This is a genomic window from Actinomadura meyerae, from assembly GCF_900188445.1.
Classification (GTDB): Bacteria; Actinomycetota; Actinomycetes; order Streptosporangiales; family Streptosporangiaceae; genus Spirillospora; species Spirillospora meyerae.
The window spans coordinates 1-16,921 of sequence record NZ_FZOR01000019.1 but is presented as its reverse complement, the minus strand read 5'-3'; the positions used below and the strand labels follow the sequence as shown (position 1 = coordinate 16,921).

Sequence of the window (16,921 nt, the reverse complement as noted above, 5' to 3'; positions counted from 1 at the left end):
GTGCATCACACACATCGTGTGCCTGATACATATCAAGTGTATCGTGCATGCTTGTGCCGGCCGAGGGCCGGACGGATACGACGACAAGCAAGGAGTCGCGTCATGGACGCCCCCCAGCCCGCCGCCCGATCGGGCGGTGTGGTCGCCACGCTGGCGCTCGCCGGCATCACCGCGGCGATCATGCAGACGCTGGTCACGCCGCTCATCGCGGACCTGCCCAAGATCCTGTACACCTCGCCCTCCAACTCGGCGTGGGTCATCACGGTCACCCTGCTGGTGGGGGCCGTCTGCGTGCCGGTCTTCGGCCGCCTGGGGGACCTCGTCGGCAAGCGCCCGATGCTCCTGGTCTGCGCGGGGCCGCTGATCGCGGGCTCGGTGGTGTGCGCGCTGTCGTCCTCGGTCGTCCCCATGATCATCGGACGCGGGCTGCAGGGCATGGGGATGGGCATGGTGCCGCTCGGCATCGCCCTGCTGCGGGACGTGGTGCCGCAGGAGAAGCTCAGCTCCTCCATCGCGATCGTCAGCGCGTCCATGGGCATCGGCGGCGGCCTCGGCCTGCCGATCGCCGCGGCGATCGCCGAGTACACGAGCTGGCGCGTGCTGTTCTGGGGGGCGACCGCCCTCGCCGTGGTCATCGCGGTGCTGATCTGGCGGCTGATCCCGAACGTGCCGGCCGGTGCCAGGGGCGAGCGGTTCGACGCGCCCGGCGCGGTCGGCCTCGGCATCGGGCTGGTCTGCCTGCTGCTGGCGGTGTCGAAGGGCGCCGACTGGGGCTGGGCGTCGGCCACCACGCTCGGCCTGTTCGCCGCGGCCGTCGTGGTGCTGCTGGGCTGGGGCGCCTGGGAGATCCGCACCGCGCAGCCGATCGTCGACCTGCGCACCACGGCCCGTCCCCGGGTGCTGCTGACCAACCTCGCGTCGATCTTCGTCGGGGTCGGCATGTACGCGTCGATGCTGATCGTCCCGCAGCTGCTCCAGTACCCCGAGCAGACCGGCTACGGCCTCGGCCAGTCGATGCTCGCCGCCGGCCTGTGGATGGCGCCGGCCGGCATCGTGATGATGCTCGTCTCGCCGATCGGCGGAAAGATCACCAACGTCCGCGGGCCGAAGTTCACACTGGTCATCGGCATCCTGGTGGTGGCCGCGGGGTACGGCGCGTCGCTCGGGCTGATGGGCGCGGCCTGGGGCCTGATGGTCGGCCTGATGATCATCAACTGCGGGGTCGGGCTCGCCTACGGTGCGATGCCCGCGCTGATCATGAGCTCGGTGCCGCTCAGCGAGACCGCCGCCGCCAACGGCTTCAACACCCTCATGCGCTCGCTCGGCACCTCGATCGGCAGCGCCGTGGTGGGCGTGGTGCTGGCCGAGATGACCATCAACCTCGGCGGGCACGAGCTCGCGTCCGAGAACGGGTTCCGTGTCGGGCTGCTGATCGGCGCCGGCGTGGCGGTGCTGGCCGCGCTCATCGCCTCCACCATCCCCGCCGGACGCCGCGAGGCCGCCGGCGCCCACCGCGCGCAGGCCGCGCCCGCCGCGCTGTCCAAGCAGGTCACCAGCGACACCTGACCGTCCCGCGGCCGCCGCCGCACCGGAACTCCGCCCGCCGAAGTGACCGCACCCCGCTCTCGGCGGGCGGACCCGCGTTCAGGACGGGCAGGGCCTTCAGGACGGGCAGGGCCTTCAGGACGGGCAGGGGCCTTCAGGACGACCAGGGGCCGCGCCTGCCGTGCGGGACCATCACGTCGGCGCCGCGCGGGGGCCCGTAGGGGTGGCTGCCGCGCAGGTCGCTGGTCTGCATCGCCCGGCTGATGTCGCTCGGGCTGACCAGGCCCACGACCTGGTCGCCGCCGCCGAGCACGACGGCGCGGCCGTCGGTGCAGCCCGCCATGCGGGGCAGCAGGTCGGTCAGCGGGTCGTCCGGGTGCGCGGTCGGGATCTGGTCGGGCGGGCAGGCGATGTCGGCCAGGCGCAGCGTCGAGCGTTCGGCGGGCTGGGTCGCGCGGACGCGGTTCAGCGTCACGAGGCCCGCCAGCCGCCCGTCCTCCACCAGCGGGTACGTCGAGAAGCGGTGGGTCATGACGATCTCGTCGATCAGGCTCTGCACGGGCTGCTCGGCGTCCGCCACGACGGGGTCGCGGGTCATGACCTCGCCGACGCGGATGCCGTGCAGCGCCGAGTTGACCCGCGCCTGCTGCTCCTCGGAGCTGGCGGCGCCGACGAGGAAGAGCCCGATGAGGGCCAGCCACAGCCCGCCGAAGCCGAGCCCGACCACGAACTGCAGCAGTCCGGCGGCGATCAGGACGTAGCCGAAGACCCGCCCGGCGCGGGCGGCGGTGACGGCGGCGGCGGTCCGGTCGCCGCGGCGCCACCACAGGAACGCCCGCAGCACCCGGCCGCCGTCCAGCGGCGCGGCCGGGACCAGGTTGAACGCGGCGAGGATCCCGTTGATCCCGGCCAGGTAGGCGAGCGTCTCCACGCCGAGGCCGGGACCGGTCGCGGCGTGCGCCACCACGGCGGCGATCGCGAAGATCCCGCCCACGGCGAGGCTGGCGAGCGGGCCGACGACGGCGATGCGCAGGTCCGCGCCAGCCGAACGCGGTTCCCCGCGCAGCTCGGCGACGCCGCCGAGCAGCCACAGCGTGATGCCGGAGACCTCGATCCCGTTGCGGTGGGCGACGACCGCGTGCGCCAGTTCGTGGACGAGCAGCGACGCCATCAGCAGGACCGCGCTGACCACGCCCGCCACGACGTACGCCCATGTGGACAGGCCCGGGTGCACCTGCGGGAACCGGCCGAACGCCAGCCCGAAGACCAGGATCACCACGATCAGCAGCACGCTGTAGTTGACGCCGACCCTGACGCCGGCGATACGGCCGAGGCGGATCGACTCCCTCATCGGCGTCTCCCGTCGTCGGTGCGTCCCTGTGGCCTGTTAGTCCTAGGTCTGCGCACGCTGGGTTACCCGCTGCCCGGACGTCCATGCCTTGCCGTGCGCGGCCGGGGGCTTTTGGGTGACTACGGGTGGGTTCGCGAATTGTGCGGGTAGCGCGAGGGCATGGACAAGATGACGCGTGGACTGATCGCCGGTGCCGCCGGGACCACCGCCCTGAACGCGGTGACCTATCTGGACATGGCGGTCCGGGGGCGTCCGGCCAGCACCACTCCCGAGCAGAGCGTGGAGAAGCTGGCCGAGGTCGCCGGAGTCGACCTCGGCGACGAGGAGAAGGCGGAGAACCGGAAGGCGGGGCTCGGCCCGATGCTGGGCTTCGGCACCGGCCTCGGCGCGGGTGCCCTGTACGGCGCGATCGCCGGCGGCCGCGGTGTCCCGAAGCCGGTCGCGACCGCGGCCCTGGCGGTGCTCGCCATGATCGGTTCGACTGCGCCGATCACCGCGCTCGGCCTGAGCGATCCCCGCGAGTGGTCGGCGACCGACTGGCTGATGGACGCCGTCCCCCACCTCGCCTACGGCGCCGTCGCCGCCGGGGTGTACGACGCCCTCAACTGACGCCGTGCTGAACTGACGCCGTGCTGAACTGGCGCCGTGCTGAACTGGCGCCGTGCTGAACTGGCGCCGTGCTGAACTGGCGCCGTGCTGAACTGGCGCCGTGCTGAACTGATGCCGCCGCCCTGAATTGGCGCCGCGCTGACGTGGTGGCGCGCTGCCCGTTTTCAAGCCGGGCTGCAACCTGACCGGCCGCCGCGGGGTTCAGAGGGTTCACGCCCGATCGGGTGTGCTCGCTCTCTGAAGGGAAACTCATGGATCTGCGGCTTGCCGGACGTGTCGCCGTCGTCACCGGGGCATCGAAGGGCATCGGACTCGCGGTCGTGCGGACGCTGCTGGACGAGGGCGCCCGCGTGGCGGCGGTGTCGCGCAAGTCCGGGCCGGAGTTGGACGCGCTCGCCGGGCCGAACCTGCTGCACGTCCCCGCCGACCTCATGGATCCCGCAGCCCCGGCGATGGCCGTGGAGCGGGCCGTGGCGGAGTTCGGCGCGCTCGACGTGCTGGTCAACAACGCGGGAGGCCCGCCGCCCGGGGCGGCGCTGCCGCGGTTCGGCTTCCTGACCCCGTCGGACGACGACTGGCGCGACATGTTCGAGTTCAACCTGTTCGCGGTGGTCCGGACGGTGCGGGCGGCGCTCCCGCACCTGCTACGGAGCGACGCGGCGTCCATCGTGAACGTGTCGTCGGGCAACGGGAGGCGTCCGGGGCCGATGAACTACGACTACAACGCGGCGAAGGCGGCGCTGACCAACCTGACGCTGGGGCTGTCGGAGGAGTACGCGCCGCAGGGCGTGCGGGTCAACGCGGTGTCGCCGGGCCCGGTCCTCACGCCGTGGTGGACGGACGAGGGCGGCGCGGCCGACATCATCGCCGGGGCGACCGGCTCCGACCGCGACGCGGTGCTGGACGGCGGCGCCGCCGAGATGATGGCCCTCACGACCGGCCGCCTCGCCCACCCGCAGGAGGTCGCGGACGTGATCGTCCAGCTCGCGTCGCCGCGTTCGGCGAGCACGACCGGCGCCGACTACGCGGTCGACTCCGGCTTCCTCAAGGAACTCTGAGTCATAACCGAACCTGCTGGGTGCTATCAGATCTATCTCTTGGACTTCTGGCAGGCGGTTCCTCAGGATGGGAGGTGAACAGGGGAAACGTCCAAGAGGGGTCACCATGCTCGACACGATCAAGGGGCAGGTCTTCGCACCCGGCGACGAGGGCTACGACGGTGAGCGGACCGGCTTCCAGACGGCCGGCCCGCACCGTCCCGCCGTGATCGTCGCCGCGGCGGACGCGGACGACGTGCGCGCCGCCGTCCGGTACGCGGCCGAGCAGGGGCTGCCCGTGGCCGTGCAGAACACCGGCCACGGGCTGCCGCTCGGCGCCGACGGCGGCCTCCTGATCAGCACGCGGCGGATGACGGGCCTGCGCGTCGACGCCGGGGCCCGCACCGCCCGCATCGAGGCCGGGGTGCGGTGGGCGCAGGTCGTCGAGGAGGCGGCGAAGCACGGGCTGGCGCCGCTGTCCGGCTCGTCGCCGGGCGTCGGCGCCGTGTCCTACACGCTGGGTGGCGGCATCGGCCTGATGTCGCGGATGTACGGGTTCGCGGCCGACCATGTCCGGTCGATCGACGTCGTCACGGCGGACGGCCGGGCACGGCACGTCACCCCCGGCGATGACCTGTTCTGGGCGCTGCTCGGCGGCCGGGCGAACTTCGGCGTCGTGACCGCCCTGGAGATCGGGCTGCTTCCCGTCACGCGGCTGTACGGGGGCGGGCTGTACTTCGACACCGGGCACGTCCCGGACGTCCTGGAGGCATGGCGCACCTGGACCGCGACCGTGCCGGACGAGATGACGTCGTCGGTCGCGCTGATGCCCGTCCCCGACGTCCCGGTCTTCCCGGAACCGCTACGCGGGCGCCACGTCGCGCATGTCCGCATCGCGTACCTGGGCGGCGACGGGGACCGGCTCATCGCACCCCTCCGCGCCATCGCCCCACGCCTGATCGACACGGTGGACGACATGCCGTACACCGAGTCGGGAACGATCCACAACGAGCCGCCGATCCCGGTGGCGTACCGCGCGACGAACGCCGCCCTGGACGACCTGGACGCGGGAACCGTCCGCGGCCTGCTCGACCTGGTGGGTCCGGGAGCGCCCGACCGCGCGATCCTGGAGATCCGCCACCTGGGCGGTGCGATGGCGCGGCCGCCGTCCGTCCCGAACGCGGTCGGCAACCGCGGCGCGCGATACCTGACCGGTGTCCTGTCGAAGCTGGAGCCCGGCACCGATGTGGAGCCGCTGCACGCGCGGGTCGGGGACGCTCTGGCGGGCAGGACGTCCGGCACGATCCTGAACTTCCTCTTCGGCCAGAGCGCCACGTCCGACCAGGTGCGCCTGGCCTACGCGCCGGAGACCTACCGGCGACTGGCCGAGCTGAAGGCGACCTACGACCCGTCCAACCTCTTCAGCCTGAACCACAACATTCCACCCGCCGATCGTGAACGAGGCGAGTCCACCCGCCGCGTGAACGAAGCGAGGGTGCATCGGCGTCCCTGAGGGATGGGCCGCTCAGTTCCCGTGGGCTCGCACGCGGGGCAGCGGCCCCACGTCGGTGTGCCGCCCTGGACGCATCGCCGCGTGGCGCTGTCCGGGCCCGGGCCCGGATCGGGAGGCCAGGGCGTCGGCGACGACGCCGGTGGCGAAGGCATAGACACCCTTGTGGAGGACGTCCACGCCCAGTTCCAGGCGCGGCCACGTCTGGGGCGGTGCCCCGACGCCCGTCGCGTTCTCCAGGATCTGGTCGCTGGTGATCCGGACGACGGTGAACTTCGCCGACGCCCATGGCCCGCGAAGCCCGGCATGCGCCATGACCGAACGCAGGACGCCCAGCAGTGCGCCCTGGCCGTAGTGCATGGCCCAGTTCGCCGGGTCCGATTCCCGTCCGTGCCGTCCGTGCCGTTCGTCCCGTTCGGCCCTTCCGGTCAGGCGCTTGAGGACGCGGGCCGGGACGTAGGAGCCGGGCCGTCCGGTCAGGAGCTGCTCGGCCTTTTCGCCCAGCGTCATCATCACGGTCCCGGCCGTCCCGGCGATCAGACCCTCCCATAGGGCACGCCTCATCATGGCTCGCCTCCTACCCGGAGTGCCGTGCCGCAAGCAGGCCGCCGGAACGTCATGACGGACTGCCGCCGGGACGTCACGACGGCCTGTCGCCGGGGCGTCACGACGGACTGCCGTCGGGGCGTCACGACGGACTGCCGTCGGGGCGTCACGACGGACTGCCGTCGGGGCGGATGACGGCGCGGACGCAGTTGTCCTTCTTGTGCTTGAACATGTCGTAGGCGTGCGGCGCGTCGTCCAGCGGCACCTCGTGCGTGGCGAGGTGGCGGGTGCTCAGCTCGCCGGCGGCGATGCGGTCCAGGAGCATCGGGATGTAGCGCTGGCCGTGCATCTGGGCGCCGCGCAGGGTGAGGCCCTTGTTCATCACCGCGCCGAGCGGGAACTTGTCGACGACGCCGCCGAACACGCCGAGGACGAACACCGACCCGCCCTTGCGGCAGGCGTAGATGGCCTCGCGGACGGCGGTGGGCCGGTCGGTGTGCAGCCGGAGCTGCTGCTTGACCTGGTCGTAGGCGTAGTCGGGGCCGGTGCTGTGGGCCTCCATGCCGACCGCTTCGATGCACACGTCCGGGCCGCGCCCGCCGGTCCGCTCGCGCAGTTCGGCGCCGACGTCGGTGGCGGTGTAGTCGATGGTCTCGGAGCCGATGTGCTCGCGGGTCATCGCGAGCCGCTCGGGGAACCGGTCGATGGAGATGACGCGTTCGGCGCCGAGCAGCATCGCGGCGCGCGCCGCCATCTGCCCCACGGCGCCGCAACCCCACACCGCCACCACGTCACCGGGCTCCACCCCGCCCAGGTCGGCGCCCATCCAGCCGGTGGGCGCAGAGTCGGAGGCGAAGAGCGCGCTGACGTCGTCCACGCCTTCGGGGACGGTGAACGCGCCGTAGTCCGCGAACGGCACGCGCACGTACTCGGCGTGGCTGCCGCGCAGGCCGCCCATGGCGTGGGAGTAGCCGAAGATGCCTGCGGGGTCGTAACCCCAAAGCGCCTGGGTGATGCCGGGGTTGGTGTTGGTGTTGTCGCACAGCGACCACAGGTCGTTCTCGCAGTACCAGCAGCGTCCGCAGCCGACGAACGAGCACACCACGACCCTGTCGCCGACCCGGTGGCGCTGGACGGCCGGGCCCGTCTCGACGACCTCGCCGAGGAACTCGTGGCCGATGACGTCGCCGGCGCGCATGGCGGGGATGTAGCCGCCGATCAGGTGCAGGTCCGAGCCGCAGGTGGTGCCCGCGGTGACCTTGACGATGACGTCCTGGTCGTTGCGGATCTCCGGATCGGGGACGTCCTCGACCCGCAGCTTGTTGACGCCCTCCCAGCACAGTGCCTTCACAGCCGCCCCTCTCCGCCCGCGCGGCGGGTCGCGATCTCCACCAGCTTCCCGCCCGGGGTGGAACGGGTGGTGGGCGGCGCGTCCGCCCGCAGGATCTCGCCGGTCTCGACCAGCGACTTGGCCTCCCGCAGCGCCCGCCGGACCCGCTGCCGGGGGTCGTCGCCGGTCATCCGCTTCAGCGGCCCGGCGGCGGAGTCGAACCGCGGCCGGGCGGCCAGCTCGGTGCCCTTGCCTCCGGGCGCGGGCGCGGTCCTGACCTCGATGTGGTCGGCGAGCCCGGCCAGCGGGGCGGGGAGCTCGCGGAGCCGTTCGGGCAGGCAGTTGACGGTGACCGTGAGCCACCGGTCCTGCTCGTCCAGCCGGGTGGACCGGGCCTTCAGCCGCCGGACGGCGACACCGGCGCCCGCACCGGCACCGGCCGCCGCGGCGGCCACGGCCACAGCGCGTTTCATGGTGCCTCCGATCAGGACTTGCCGCGGGCGTCGCGGATCATGTCGCGGACATGGTCGATCACCGAGGCCATCGGGCCCATCACCATGTTCTTCTTCGCGCTCTCGACGCCGGGGTGCGGGCGGGTCGGGGCGATGGCCTCGGCGGCGCGGACGGCGGCGGCGAAGCCCTTGAGCTGGGTGGGGCTGAACTGGTCCTTGAGCCGGTCGAACTCGTAGCGCTCCTCGGCGCGGGCGTGGGTGAGGACGTCCATTCGGAGCCTGTCGACCGTCTTGAGGAAGCGCGGGTCGTCGGTGTCCATGCCGTCCAGCTCGGACAGCAGTTCCTTCGCCGCGCGCTCCTCGGCGAGCCGGTCGTCGACGATCCCGTCCCCGCCGGGCAGGCGCCGCGCCACGGGGTGGATGATCTCCTCCTCGGCGGTCTCGTGGATCGCGAGCAGCTTCATCAGGTCGTGGAAGGCGTGCTTGCGCTCGTCGCCCGAGGAGTGCATGACCTGGTCGAACAGGTCGCGGATGCGGCCGTGCTGGGCGCGCAGGAGGTCGATGACGTCCTCGGTCTTCCCGGTGTTGGCGGGCGTGGTCTGCATGAGCTCCCTCGCTCGGGCCCTGGTCCGCCGGGCCCCTTCCTTGGTGCCGGACAGTGCTGAACAGTGCTGAACAGTGCCGGACAGTGCCCGACAGTGGACGAAGCGGCCCGTACCCGAGGCCGGACGGGTTAAGCGAGCACCTTCCGGCGCTCCCGCTGGCCTTCGCCCCCGAGGTGCGCCGGGATGTTTCGGTTCCGTAGCGGGGGGAGGACCGCAGCGGGGGGAACTCATGTGCCACCACAACCGACGCTCCGGGGGGTCCAAGTGAGTGAGCGGCCGGGGGACAAGCCCGATGAGGACGTCGTCGATCTCCTGCTCCGGCAGCACACCGAGATCCGGCTCCTGTTCGACCAGGTCGAGGCCGCCACCGGTGACGAGCGGACCGCCGCGTTCGATCGGCTGCGCCGGCTGCTGGCCGTGCACGAGACCGCGGAGGAGGAGATCGTCCACCCCTATGCCCGCCGGCACCTCGACGGGGGCCAGGAGGTGGTCGATGCCCGCCTGAGCGAGGAGAACCAGGCCAAGCAGCTTCTTTCGGACCTCGAATACCTCGGTCCCGGAAACGTCGGGTTCCAGCAGGGGCTCAGCGATCTCCGTCTCGCGGTCATGGCCCATGCCCGGCGGGAGGAGGAAGAGGAGTTCCCGCGCATCCGCGAGCTGGCCAGTGACCAGGAACGGCGCCGGATGGCCACCGCGGTCAAGGCGGCCGAGGCCGTGGCCCCCACCCATCCGCACGTCGGGTTCGAAACGGCTCCCGCCAACATGCTCGCCGGACCGTTCGCGTCCATCGTGGACCGGACGCGGGACGCCATCAAGAAGGCGGTCGGCAGGCAGAAGGGCTGACGATCTCTGCCTGACGAACGGTCCCTACCGGACGAACGGTCTCTACTTGGTGAGCAGGTCGACCACGCCGGTGGTGCCCTCGTCGGGGTGCCCGTCGGCGAGGCGGCGCTCCATCAGCGACATGAACGGGGTGAGGAGTTCGGGGCTGACACCCTGCTCCTCGGCCGTGCGCAGCAAGGTCCTGTTGCCCTGCACCATCATCGCCAGGTTGGACGTCACGCCCGAGGTGTAGTCGCCGCTCTCCAGATGCGCAGCCATGCCGTCCGCCGACGCGACCATGGCGGTCAGCCATTCGATGAGCAGCGGGGCGAACTCGCCCGGCGAGGCCGCGTCGCGCATCAGGGCGAACGCGTGCGCCATCCCGGCGAACATACCGGTCATCGCGCTGAGCAGCGCCACATCGTGCAGCGCGGCCGAACCGGCGTCGTCGCCGACGTACCTGGCGGCCGCCGGGACGCCGAGTGCTGCGCGGCGCTCGGTGAACAACTCCTCGGACCCGCTGTAGAAGACGTAGGCGCCCGAGCCGGGGACGCCGATCATCGGCGGCACGGCCATGATCCCGCCGTCCAGGTACCGGGCTCCCCGTCCGGTCGCCCATGCGGCGCGGTCGCAGGCCTCGCCCGGGGTGCCGGTGGTGATGTTGACCAGGTCCTTGCCCGCCAGGTCGGCGTCCGCGAGGGCCTCGCCGACGGACGCGTCATCGAGCAGGCAGACGACCACGAGGCCGCTTGCGGCGACGGCCTCGGCGGCCGTCGCCGCCGCCCTCGCGCCCTCGGCGACGAGCGGCTCGGCGCGGCTCGACGTGCGGTTCCACACGGTCGTCTCGTATCCGGCGGCCAGCCAGGCGCGGGCGATCGCGCCGCCCATCGCGCCGAGGCCCAGCACGCTGATCTGCGTGAAGTCATGTCCCATGCCGTCCAGGCTCGGCCCCGGCCGCACACATGATCAAGTACGCACTTTCAGGTGCGTGGTTACCCTGACCTCAGTGACGAGGTCAGGGGGCGGGACGATGCGGACGGCACAGCGACCGGGGTCGTACATCTGCGGGATCGACGCGGCGATGGACGTGATCGGCGGCAAGTGGAAGGTGCTGATCCTCTGGGCGCTGAACGAGCGGCCCCACCGCTTCGGGGAGCTGCGCAGGGAGCTGCCGGGCGTGACCGAGAAGGTGCTCGCCGCGCAGTTGCGCGAGCTGGAGCAGGACGGCATCGTCCACCGCGAGGCGTACGACGAGGTGCCGCCCCGCGTTGAGTACTCGCTGACAGCGCTCGGCGTCTCGCTCAACGAGGCCCTGGCCCCGCTCGGCGCTTGGGGCCGGGAGAACGTCATCGGGCACATCACCCACCGCTGACGTCCTCGGCCGGCACCGCGCGGAACTCCGCCCACACGGCCGTGCCGTTCAACGACGGATGCGACCCCCAGCTTTTGGACAGCGCCTCGACGAGGAACAGCCCACGGCCGTCCTCCGCATAGGGGTCGCTGCGGACGCGCGGTTGCTTCTGACCACCTCCTTGGTCGAGGACGGTGACGCGCAGCAGGTCCTCACGGGCGCTCACCACGACGGTGACGTGCCCGCCCGCGCCGGACGCGGTGTGCTCGCACGCGTTGGCGACCAGCTCGTCCACGCAGAGGGCGACGTCGGCCAGCGCCTCGCCGTCCACATGGGTCGCGACCCCGCTCACGAAGTCCCGCGCGACCCGCGCGGACCTCGGCTCGCCGGGCATCGTGATCGTCCCGAGGAACCGCATGTCTCCAGGCTCAGCCTCGCAAGGCGTCATTGCCTCACTCCCCTCCGGTAATCGACGCCCGCAACTATGAATGCCCAGGTGGGGGCCCACAACCGTCTTCATCGAGAGAGGGAGGGCGGTCGTGCGGGAGACACGCAAAGCGGGATTTCCCTCTTCTTGGAAAGCGCGTGACAGTCTGTGGCGAGCCGATGACAATCAGTGCTATGGCGACACGACCCCCGACCGTTCGCCGCAGGCGACTCGGCGTCCAGCTACGCAAGATCCGCGAAGACCGCGGCCTCACCCTCGACGAGGCCGCCGCGCTCGTGATGATGTCCAAGAGTGCTCTCAGCCGGATGGAGAACGCCCAGGTGGTCGCCCGCGCACACGAGGTCGACTACATCCTGATGGCGTACGGCATCGAGCAGGACGACGATCGGAGATCCGCGCTCGTCGGCCTCGCGAAGGCAGGCCGTTCGCGCGATTGGATGAAGCGCCACGCGACGATGGACCTTGAGCCGATCGTCAAAGACTTCGTGCGGCTTGAGCAGGATTCGCGTGCGATCCGGTCTTACGAGCCCCATCTCATTCCCGGGCTGCTTCAAACGCCGGACTATGCCCGTGCCGCGATGGAGTCCGTCCCCCGCCGTCCGGGGACGAACGTCGATGAGTCGCTTGCGTTCAGGATGGCACGGAAGGACGCGCTGACACGGAGCGATCCCGTTCAACTGGACGTCGTTATTGGGGAGGCAGCCATCCGACAGACGCTCGGAGGGCGTGCGATCCTGCGTGCCCAGTTGCTCCATGTGCTGGAATGCCTGGCGAAACCGAACGTCAACCTGCAGGTTCTCCCGCTGTGCGCCGTCAAGAACCCAGGCCTCGACGGTGGATTCACCATGTTGGACGTTGAGACGGGTGACTTCACCGCTGTGGTGATCGATAGCCTCACGCGTAGCATCTGCGTAGAAGACGAGGACGAGGTTGAGCCGTACGCACTGGCCTTCCAAGGCCTGCAGGCCCTCGCGCTCTCTCCGTCCGAATCCCATCGGCTCATCGAGCGAGCTGCAGAGGAGATTCATGCTCCCCCCGAAGAAGCTTGAACAGGTTGTCTGGCGTAAGAGCAGCCACAGCGGAAGCCAGGGCGGAAGTCAATGCGTGGAGCTGGGCTTGCTCCCCGTCGGTGCAAACGTCGTCGCCGTTCGGGATTCGACGAACCCGCACGGGCCTCACCTCGCGATGACGCACCAGGCTTGGAGCGCGTTGCTCGTCCGGCTCAAGTTGGAAGAGTCGGAACGTCCTGTCCGAGGCGGCTGAGGAGGCGATAGATGTCTCGGTGGCGGAAGAGCAGTTACAGCGGCAGCCAGTCGCAGAACTGCGTGGAGTGCGCGCGTCTGCCGTCCGGGAGAGGCGGCCTGGTGGGCGTGCGTGATTCGACGGATCCGAACGGGCCGCGGCTCGTCCTGAGCCGGGCGGGTTGGAGCGCGTTGCTCGTCCAGCTCAAGTCGGAGGCGTTGGAACGTCCTGTCCGGCACGGCTGAGGCCGGGTGGGAGGAGAGGAATGGTCGGGATGTGTGGATCACATCAGCCGTGTTGGTGACCTTGCTGACGGAGCTGTTGGTTGGCTGCCGCGCGGACCCGTCGTGTCCTTCCTTGGCCGGCGAGGAGGCCGAGGACTTCGGGTGATGTCAGGACTTCGACGGCCTTTCGCTGGAACCAGTCCGACGCCGCGGTCAGTTGGGCGGCCGCCCATGGTTTGTCCTGGGCGATAGCGGCCAGCAGCGTCCATTCGGTCAGGCGACGGATGAGGAAGTCCCGCTCGCCGATGACGCCGGTCATGGTGTGGACCCAGCCGGGGAAACGTTCGTAGGTCATCAGTTGGCGTGCGCGGTCGTCGATGTGGCGAGCCACCGCGGACTCGGCCATCGCCTGGTCGGGGTCCTGCAGGATTCCGGTCACCAACGTGGTCTCGTCGTCGTCGCTCACGGCGGCCAGGGCGCGTAGGTAGCGGAAGTAGCGGCGGTGCTCGTCCGGCTCGGCCGGGCCATCGGTGGGGCTGCTCACGTGTCCGCTCCTGAACCGGTCGCTACGTCGATTCCCACCGCTGCCAGAGCATTTCCAGGCCCAACGCGATGGCGCACAGTACGCCCACCGAGCCCGGGACGGCCACGAACGCCACATGGATCACACCGCGCTGGTCCGGGATGAACAGGTCAACCCATCCCAGGGCCAGCGCCAGAGCGGTCGCGATCCCGCCGATCCGAGAAGCCCATTCGAACATGTGGGCGTGCCACGGCTTCGGGGACGCATAGGTCCTCGAACGCACATCGATGCTGAAGAAGATCAGCAGAACGGCGAGAAAAGAGATCAGGCTGACCATGTCCGACGACGGCATCTGGCGCACACCACGACCCTAGTTCCGGCGAGCGGCCCGATCCTGCAACGGCACGGCGAGCGCCGCCACCGAGCGGGAGGCGGCCGATGGTCGGTCCGCGCGGGCCGGCTCACAGGCGGATAGCGGGCGCGGCGGCTCCCGGAACGCTCCGACCGGATGGAACTACGGCCGATCGCCGTAGGCATGCGCCCGTGCGGGCAGTGTGTCGATGCGGCAGGTCAGCATGCCGGGGCGTGTAGGAGCGTCCGTGTGCTGCCGAGACGGTGATGCGCCGCAGTGTGCGATGCACCAACCGGTCGCAGTAGATAGCGGGAAGGCCGCGCAAAAGTTCTGTTACCTGTTGATGGCATAGCCGGACCGCTGTTCGGTGACCTGGGGCGATGAAAAATTCGAAGTGCTCGGCCTTCAGCAGGCCGACCGCGATCTGATGTCCGGCACCCTCGAACGCCGCGGTCGCCGGAATGCCGCTGGGGACGTCGCAGCGTTCGACCACATTGCTTGATCCAGACCGATGATGGATGATCATGCGCACGACACATCGCTTCTGGGGGCTCTCGGGTGAAGTGTTTTCAGAGCACGAGTCCGTGGATGCGGAGCACTCTGCCGACGGCCGCCGTCGCTGTCGTGGCCTTGTTCGCTGCCGCCGGTGACCTCGTCCCCGATGTGACCGCCACGCGGACCGCTGAACCTCGGCCGGGTTGCACCTTTGCGCTGCCCAGCGGTAGAGCCTCCGCAGCGCCCACACCCGATGCGGTGGCGTCGCGTGAGGCGAGCCGCCCCGGCAGGGGAGCCACCGACCGTGGCGGCGACTTCAACGGCGACGGTCATCGCGACATCGCCGCCTCGGTCCCTTTCCGCTTGACGAGCCCGCCCGACGTCCCGGCCTCGGCTCCTCCCGGCGTGACGATCTCGACCGACAGGACCCCTCCCGGAAAGATGTCGGGCGCCTATCTCGCCATCGTTCCCAGCGGCCCGCACGGCCCGGATCCGGCCAGACGGCAGATCATCACCCATGACTGCCTGGACCTGCCGACTTGCGGCAAGCCGAACTACACGTTCGGCACATCGCTGGCCTCGGCCGACTTCGACCGCGACGGTTACGACGACCTGGTGGTGGGCGGGCAGGACGGGGGCTACCACGGGCCCGGAGACGCCGCCGTGACGATTATCTACGGCAGCGCGAACGGGCTCACCAGCCGCGCGGTGGAACTGATTGCATCAGGAACGCGCCGGCTCTTCGATGAGGTGGCGATCGGGGACTTCGATGGCAACGGCGAGCTCGACATCGCCGCCGTGCCGGGAGCATTTGGCGATCTCTATCTGTTCCGCAACGTGGTGGACCGGCCCGTCGCCGTCGAGCGGAGCAGGCTGATCAGGAGACCGCCGAATGATGGAGGCGCCGAGGATTCTCTCGACTCCCTCCAGGTCGCCGACTTCAACGCCGACGGCCGCTCCGACCTCGCCGTGATGATCAAATGGATCACCGAAGGCGAGCCGACCCTCGGCTGGGGCGAACTGCGACTCGGCGGCCCGCGGGGCCTGAGCGAACGGGCCACCGTTTTCGCCCGGAACCGGATCGGGCTGGACTCGATGGCCGGCGACGTCACCGGCGACGGCCGACCCGACCTGGTCATGCGGGACGGCGGCAAGGCGATGTCGGTGGTACCGGGGACCTCCACCGGTCTGGGAGCCCCGCACAGCTTCTCCCTTCCGCCCATCCCCGAGCCCCGCGACCCCGGCCCCGCGGCACCGCCCCTGACCCCGGCCGAGATGGCCCGGCTCACCCTGGGCGACCTGACCGGCGACGGCATCGCGGACGTCGCCGTCACCGAGAACGGCCAGGTCGGCCTCCTGCCCGGCGCCCCCGGCGGTGTGCGGCCCGCCCGGTTCCAGATCCTGGACAAGGACGGCTTGCCGAAGCCCGCCGGCAGCGACCTGCGCGACATCGGCGGCCTGTCCGTCGCCGACGTGACCGGGGACGGCACACCCGACCTCGTCATCGGGATCCCCGAGTGGTGGAGCCGAGCCGGGGGACGCCTCTACACCCTCCCCGGCGGCCGTGTCCGGGACGCCACGACCATTAGCGGCGCCCAGTTGGGTCTCACCCAGCGACCCAACGGCGGCTTCGGCGCGGTCCTCCTTCCCTGAGGCCCGCCGTCCCTTGTCCTCGCCGGGGCAGGAGCGTGCTCTGGCTTTTCTGCGTTGGTGCCTTTTCTGCGTTGGTGCCGCGACTGCTCACCGCTACGTCACCGGCGTGATCGGCCTACTCGCCGGACTGGCTCCGACCCGCGGCAAACCATGCGGACCGCACAGCGCGAGTCGTACGTCATCCCCGGACGGCTGATGCCGCGCAGTCGGGGGCGCCACCGCTGAATGGTGAGCAGACCTGTCCGCCCACTCTCGATGCGGGGGCCACTGTCTTGGGGTGGGGTACCCGGATGCTGTTCTCAGCGGTTGCCTGAGGGGTCTGTCGGGTGCCTGCGGACGTGGTTCGTCCCAGGTGTGTTGGTGGAATCGTGGTGGGGGCGGCGCTGCGTACGGGGCCGCCCCTCCAAAGTCAAGGGCGCCTTCGGCGTCGCTTCGCGATGGGACTCCGTCCCACCCTTGACTTTGGAGCCTCTGCGGCCCCTGAGTGCAGCTTTCGTCGGGCAGGCTCCGCCTGCCCTCTGCCCGACGCGCCGCCCCCACCCCAAAAAGGAACGACACAACAATTCGAATGCCCGAGATGAGGCTTTTGTGAAACGTCCGACGATGATCGAGAATTTTCCGAAAGAATCATGGTCGAATTCCAGTCCGAGAGCGCAAGGGAGCGTCCGGCCGGATATCATGGATGCATGAGTTTGATTGCGGGTGATCCTGATGCCGCGTCCACCATGGAACAATGCCGTTAAATTAAGCTGCTGGGCAGATCAATCGGATCGTGGCCGGCGAGTCGTGGGTGATGTTCTCGTCCGTCTCACGTTTAACTCGGTAT

20 protein-coding genes are annotated in these 16,921 nt (G+C 70.4%); 11 read left to right on the top strand and 9 right to left on the bottom strand.

Translation table 11 applies throughout. From position 1 onward, the window contains the following. The first annotated feature begins 102 nt into the window (after positions 1-102). The gene (locus CHF16_RS20020; protein ID WP_089327610.1) at positions 103-1,566 is read left to right on the top strand and encodes an MFS transporter; all 1,464 of its coding nucleotides are present in this window, start codon (positions 103-105) and stop codon (positions 1,564-1,566) included. A 133-nt stretch (positions 1,567-1,699) separates the two neighbouring features. Here CHF16_RS20020 and CHF16_RS20015 read toward each other — a convergent pair whose 3' ends face one another. Beyond that, on the bottom strand, positions 1,700-2,896 hold the full coding sequence (locus tag CHF16_RS20015) for a site-2 protease family protein (RefSeq protein WP_089327609.1): 1,197 nt from the start codon (positions 2,894-2,896) through the stop codon (positions 1,700-1,702). Between the two features lie 159 nt (positions 2,897-3,055). Between CHF16_RS20015 and CHF16_RS20010 the strand changes: the two genes are divergently transcribed. The 3 genes from CHF16_RS20010 (at position 3,056) to CHF16_RS20000 (ending at position 6,055) form a co-directional block, all read left to right on the top strand. After that, positions 3,056-3,505 (top strand): hypothetical protein, encoded by a 450-nt coding sequence (locus CHF16_RS20010; protein WP_089327608.1) that lies wholly within the window; start codon positions 3,056-3,058, stop codon positions 3,503-3,505. Between the two features lie 251 nt (positions 3,506-3,756). Continuing rightward, on the top strand, positions 3,757-4,563 hold the full coding sequence (locus tag CHF16_RS20005) for an SDR family NAD(P)-dependent oxidoreductase (RefSeq protein WP_089327607.1): 807 nt from the start codon (positions 3,757-3,759) through the stop codon (positions 4,561-4,563). A gap of 106 nt (positions 4,564-4,669) precedes the next feature. Then, positions 4,670-6,055 carry an FAD-binding oxidoreductase gene (locus CHF16_RS20000; protein ID WP_218826745.1) on the top strand — a complete coding sequence of 462 codons (1,386 nt, stop codon included), beginning with the start codon at positions 4,670-4,672 and terminating at the stop codon, positions 6,053-6,055. 12 nt (positions 6,056-6,067) lie between these two features. Here the strand turns inward: CHF16_RS20000 and CHF16_RS19995 are convergent, their stop codons facing one another. The 4 genes from CHF16_RS19995 to CHF16_RS19980 all read right to left on the bottom strand — a co-directional run bounded on the left by CHF16_RS19995 (position 6,068) and on the right by CHF16_RS19980 (position 8,985). Continuing rightward, the gene (locus CHF16_RS19995) at positions 6,068-6,619 is read right to left on the bottom strand and encodes a hypothetical protein (RefSeq protein WP_089327605.1); all 552 of its coding nucleotides are present in this window, start codon (positions 6,617-6,619) and stop codon (positions 6,068-6,070) included. Positions 6,620-6,764: 145 nt separating this feature from the next. Next, on the bottom strand, positions 6,765-7,949 hold the full coding sequence (locus CHF16_RS19990; protein ID WP_089327604.1) for a zinc-dependent alcohol dehydrogenase: 1,185 nt from the start codon (positions 7,947-7,949) through the stop codon (positions 6,765-6,767). Next, positions 7,946-8,401, bottom strand: a complete 456-nt coding sequence (locus CHF16_RS19985; protein WP_089327603.1) for a hypothetical protein — start codon at positions 8,399-8,401, stop codon at positions 7,946-7,948. Before CHF16_RS19985 ends, CHF16_RS19990 begins: the two co-directional genes overlap by 4 nt. Before the next feature lie 11 nt (positions 8,402-8,412). Next, positions 8,413-8,985 (bottom strand): hemerythrin domain-containing protein, encoded by a 573-nt coding sequence (locus CHF16_RS19980; protein ID WP_089327602.1) that lies wholly within the window; start codon positions 8,983-8,985, stop codon positions 8,413-8,415. A gap of 264 nt (positions 8,986-9,249) precedes the next feature. Here CHF16_RS19980 and CHF16_RS19975 point away from each other — a divergent pair, with 264 nt between their 5' ends. Beyond that, positions 9,250-9,828 carry a hemerythrin domain-containing protein gene (locus CHF16_RS19975; protein WP_089327601.1) on the top strand — a complete coding sequence of 193 codons (579 nt, stop codon included), beginning with the start codon at positions 9,250-9,252 and terminating at the stop codon, positions 9,826-9,828. A gap of 42 nt (positions 9,829-9,870) precedes the next feature. Here the strand turns inward: CHF16_RS19975 and CHF16_RS19970 are convergent, their stop codons facing one another. Continuing rightward, entirely contained in the window at positions 9,871-10,740 is an 870-nt protein-coding gene (locus CHF16_RS19970) for an NAD(P)-dependent oxidoreductase (protein WP_089327600.1), read from the bottom strand. A 97-nt stretch (positions 10,741-10,837) separates the two neighbouring features. Here CHF16_RS19970 and CHF16_RS19965 point away from each other — a divergent pair, with 97 nt between their 5' ends. Further along, positions 10,838-11,179, top strand: a complete 342-nt coding sequence (locus CHF16_RS19965; RefSeq protein ID WP_089327599.1) for a winged helix-turn-helix transcriptional regulator — start codon at positions 10,838-10,840, stop codon at positions 11,177-11,179. Here CHF16_RS19965 and CHF16_RS19960 read toward each other — a convergent pair. After that, positions 11,166-11,576, bottom strand: coding sequence for an ATP-binding protein (locus CHF16_RS19960; RefSeq protein WP_179271609.1), 411 nt, complete (start codon positions 11,574-11,576; stop codon positions 11,166-11,168). The genes CHF16_RS19965 and CHF16_RS19960 overlap by 14 nt on opposite strands. A 203-nt stretch (positions 11,577-11,779) precedes the next feature. On the opposite strand from CHF16_RS19960, the gene CHF16_RS19955 reads away from it, so the two are divergent. The 3 genes from CHF16_RS19955 to CHF16_RS19945 are packed head-to-tail and all read left to right on the top strand — an operon-like array spanning position 11,780 to position 13,093. After that, the gene (locus CHF16_RS19955; protein ID WP_179271608.1) at positions 11,780-12,655 is read left to right on the top strand and encodes a helix-turn-helix domain-containing protein; all 876 of its coding nucleotides are present in this window, start codon (positions 11,780-11,782) and stop codon (positions 12,653-12,655) included. Continuing rightward, positions 12,633-12,869 carry a DUF397 domain-containing protein gene (locus tag CHF16_RS19950; protein WP_089327596.1) on the top strand — a complete coding sequence of 79 codons (237 nt, stop codon included), beginning with the start codon at positions 12,633-12,635 and terminating at the stop codon, positions 12,867-12,869. Before CHF16_RS19955 ends, CHF16_RS19950 begins: the two co-directional genes overlap by 23 nt. 11 nt (positions 12,870-12,880) lie before the next feature. Continuing rightward, positions 12,881-13,093 (top strand): DUF397 domain-containing protein, encoded by a 213-nt coding sequence (locus CHF16_RS19945; RefSeq protein ID WP_089327595.1) that lies wholly within the window; start codon positions 12,881-12,883, stop codon positions 13,091-13,093. Between the two features lie 43 nt (positions 13,094-13,136). On the opposite strand, the gene CHF16_RS19940 is transcribed toward CHF16_RS19945, so the two are convergent. After that, complete coding sequence (locus CHF16_RS19940; RefSeq protein ID WP_089327594.1) at positions 13,137-13,616, bottom strand: hypothetical protein; 480 nt, start codon at positions 13,614-13,616, stop codon at positions 13,137-13,139. 22 nt (positions 13,617-13,638) lie between these two features. After that, on the bottom strand, positions 13,639-13,956 hold the full coding sequence (locus tag CHF16_RS19935) for a hypothetical protein (RefSeq protein ID WP_218826744.1): 318 nt from the start codon (positions 13,954-13,956) through the stop codon (positions 13,639-13,641). Positions 13,957-14,314: 358 nt separating this feature from the next. Here CHF16_RS19935 and CHF16_RS41890 point away from each other — a divergent pair, with 358 nt between their 5' ends. Together CHF16_RS41890 and CHF16_RS19930 are read left to right on the top strand one after the other, a co-directional pair. Then, positions 14,315-14,449, top strand: a complete 135-nt coding sequence (locus CHF16_RS41890; protein ID WP_281259377.1) for a hypothetical protein — start codon at positions 14,315-14,317, stop codon at positions 14,447-14,449. A 398-nt stretch (positions 14,450-14,847) separates the two neighbouring features. Next, entirely contained in the window at positions 14,848-16,095 is a 1,248-nt protein-coding gene (locus CHF16_RS19930; RefSeq protein WP_179271607.1) for an FG-GAP repeat domain-containing protein, read from the top strand. The last annotated feature ends 826 nt before the right edge of the window (positions 16,096-16,921 follow it).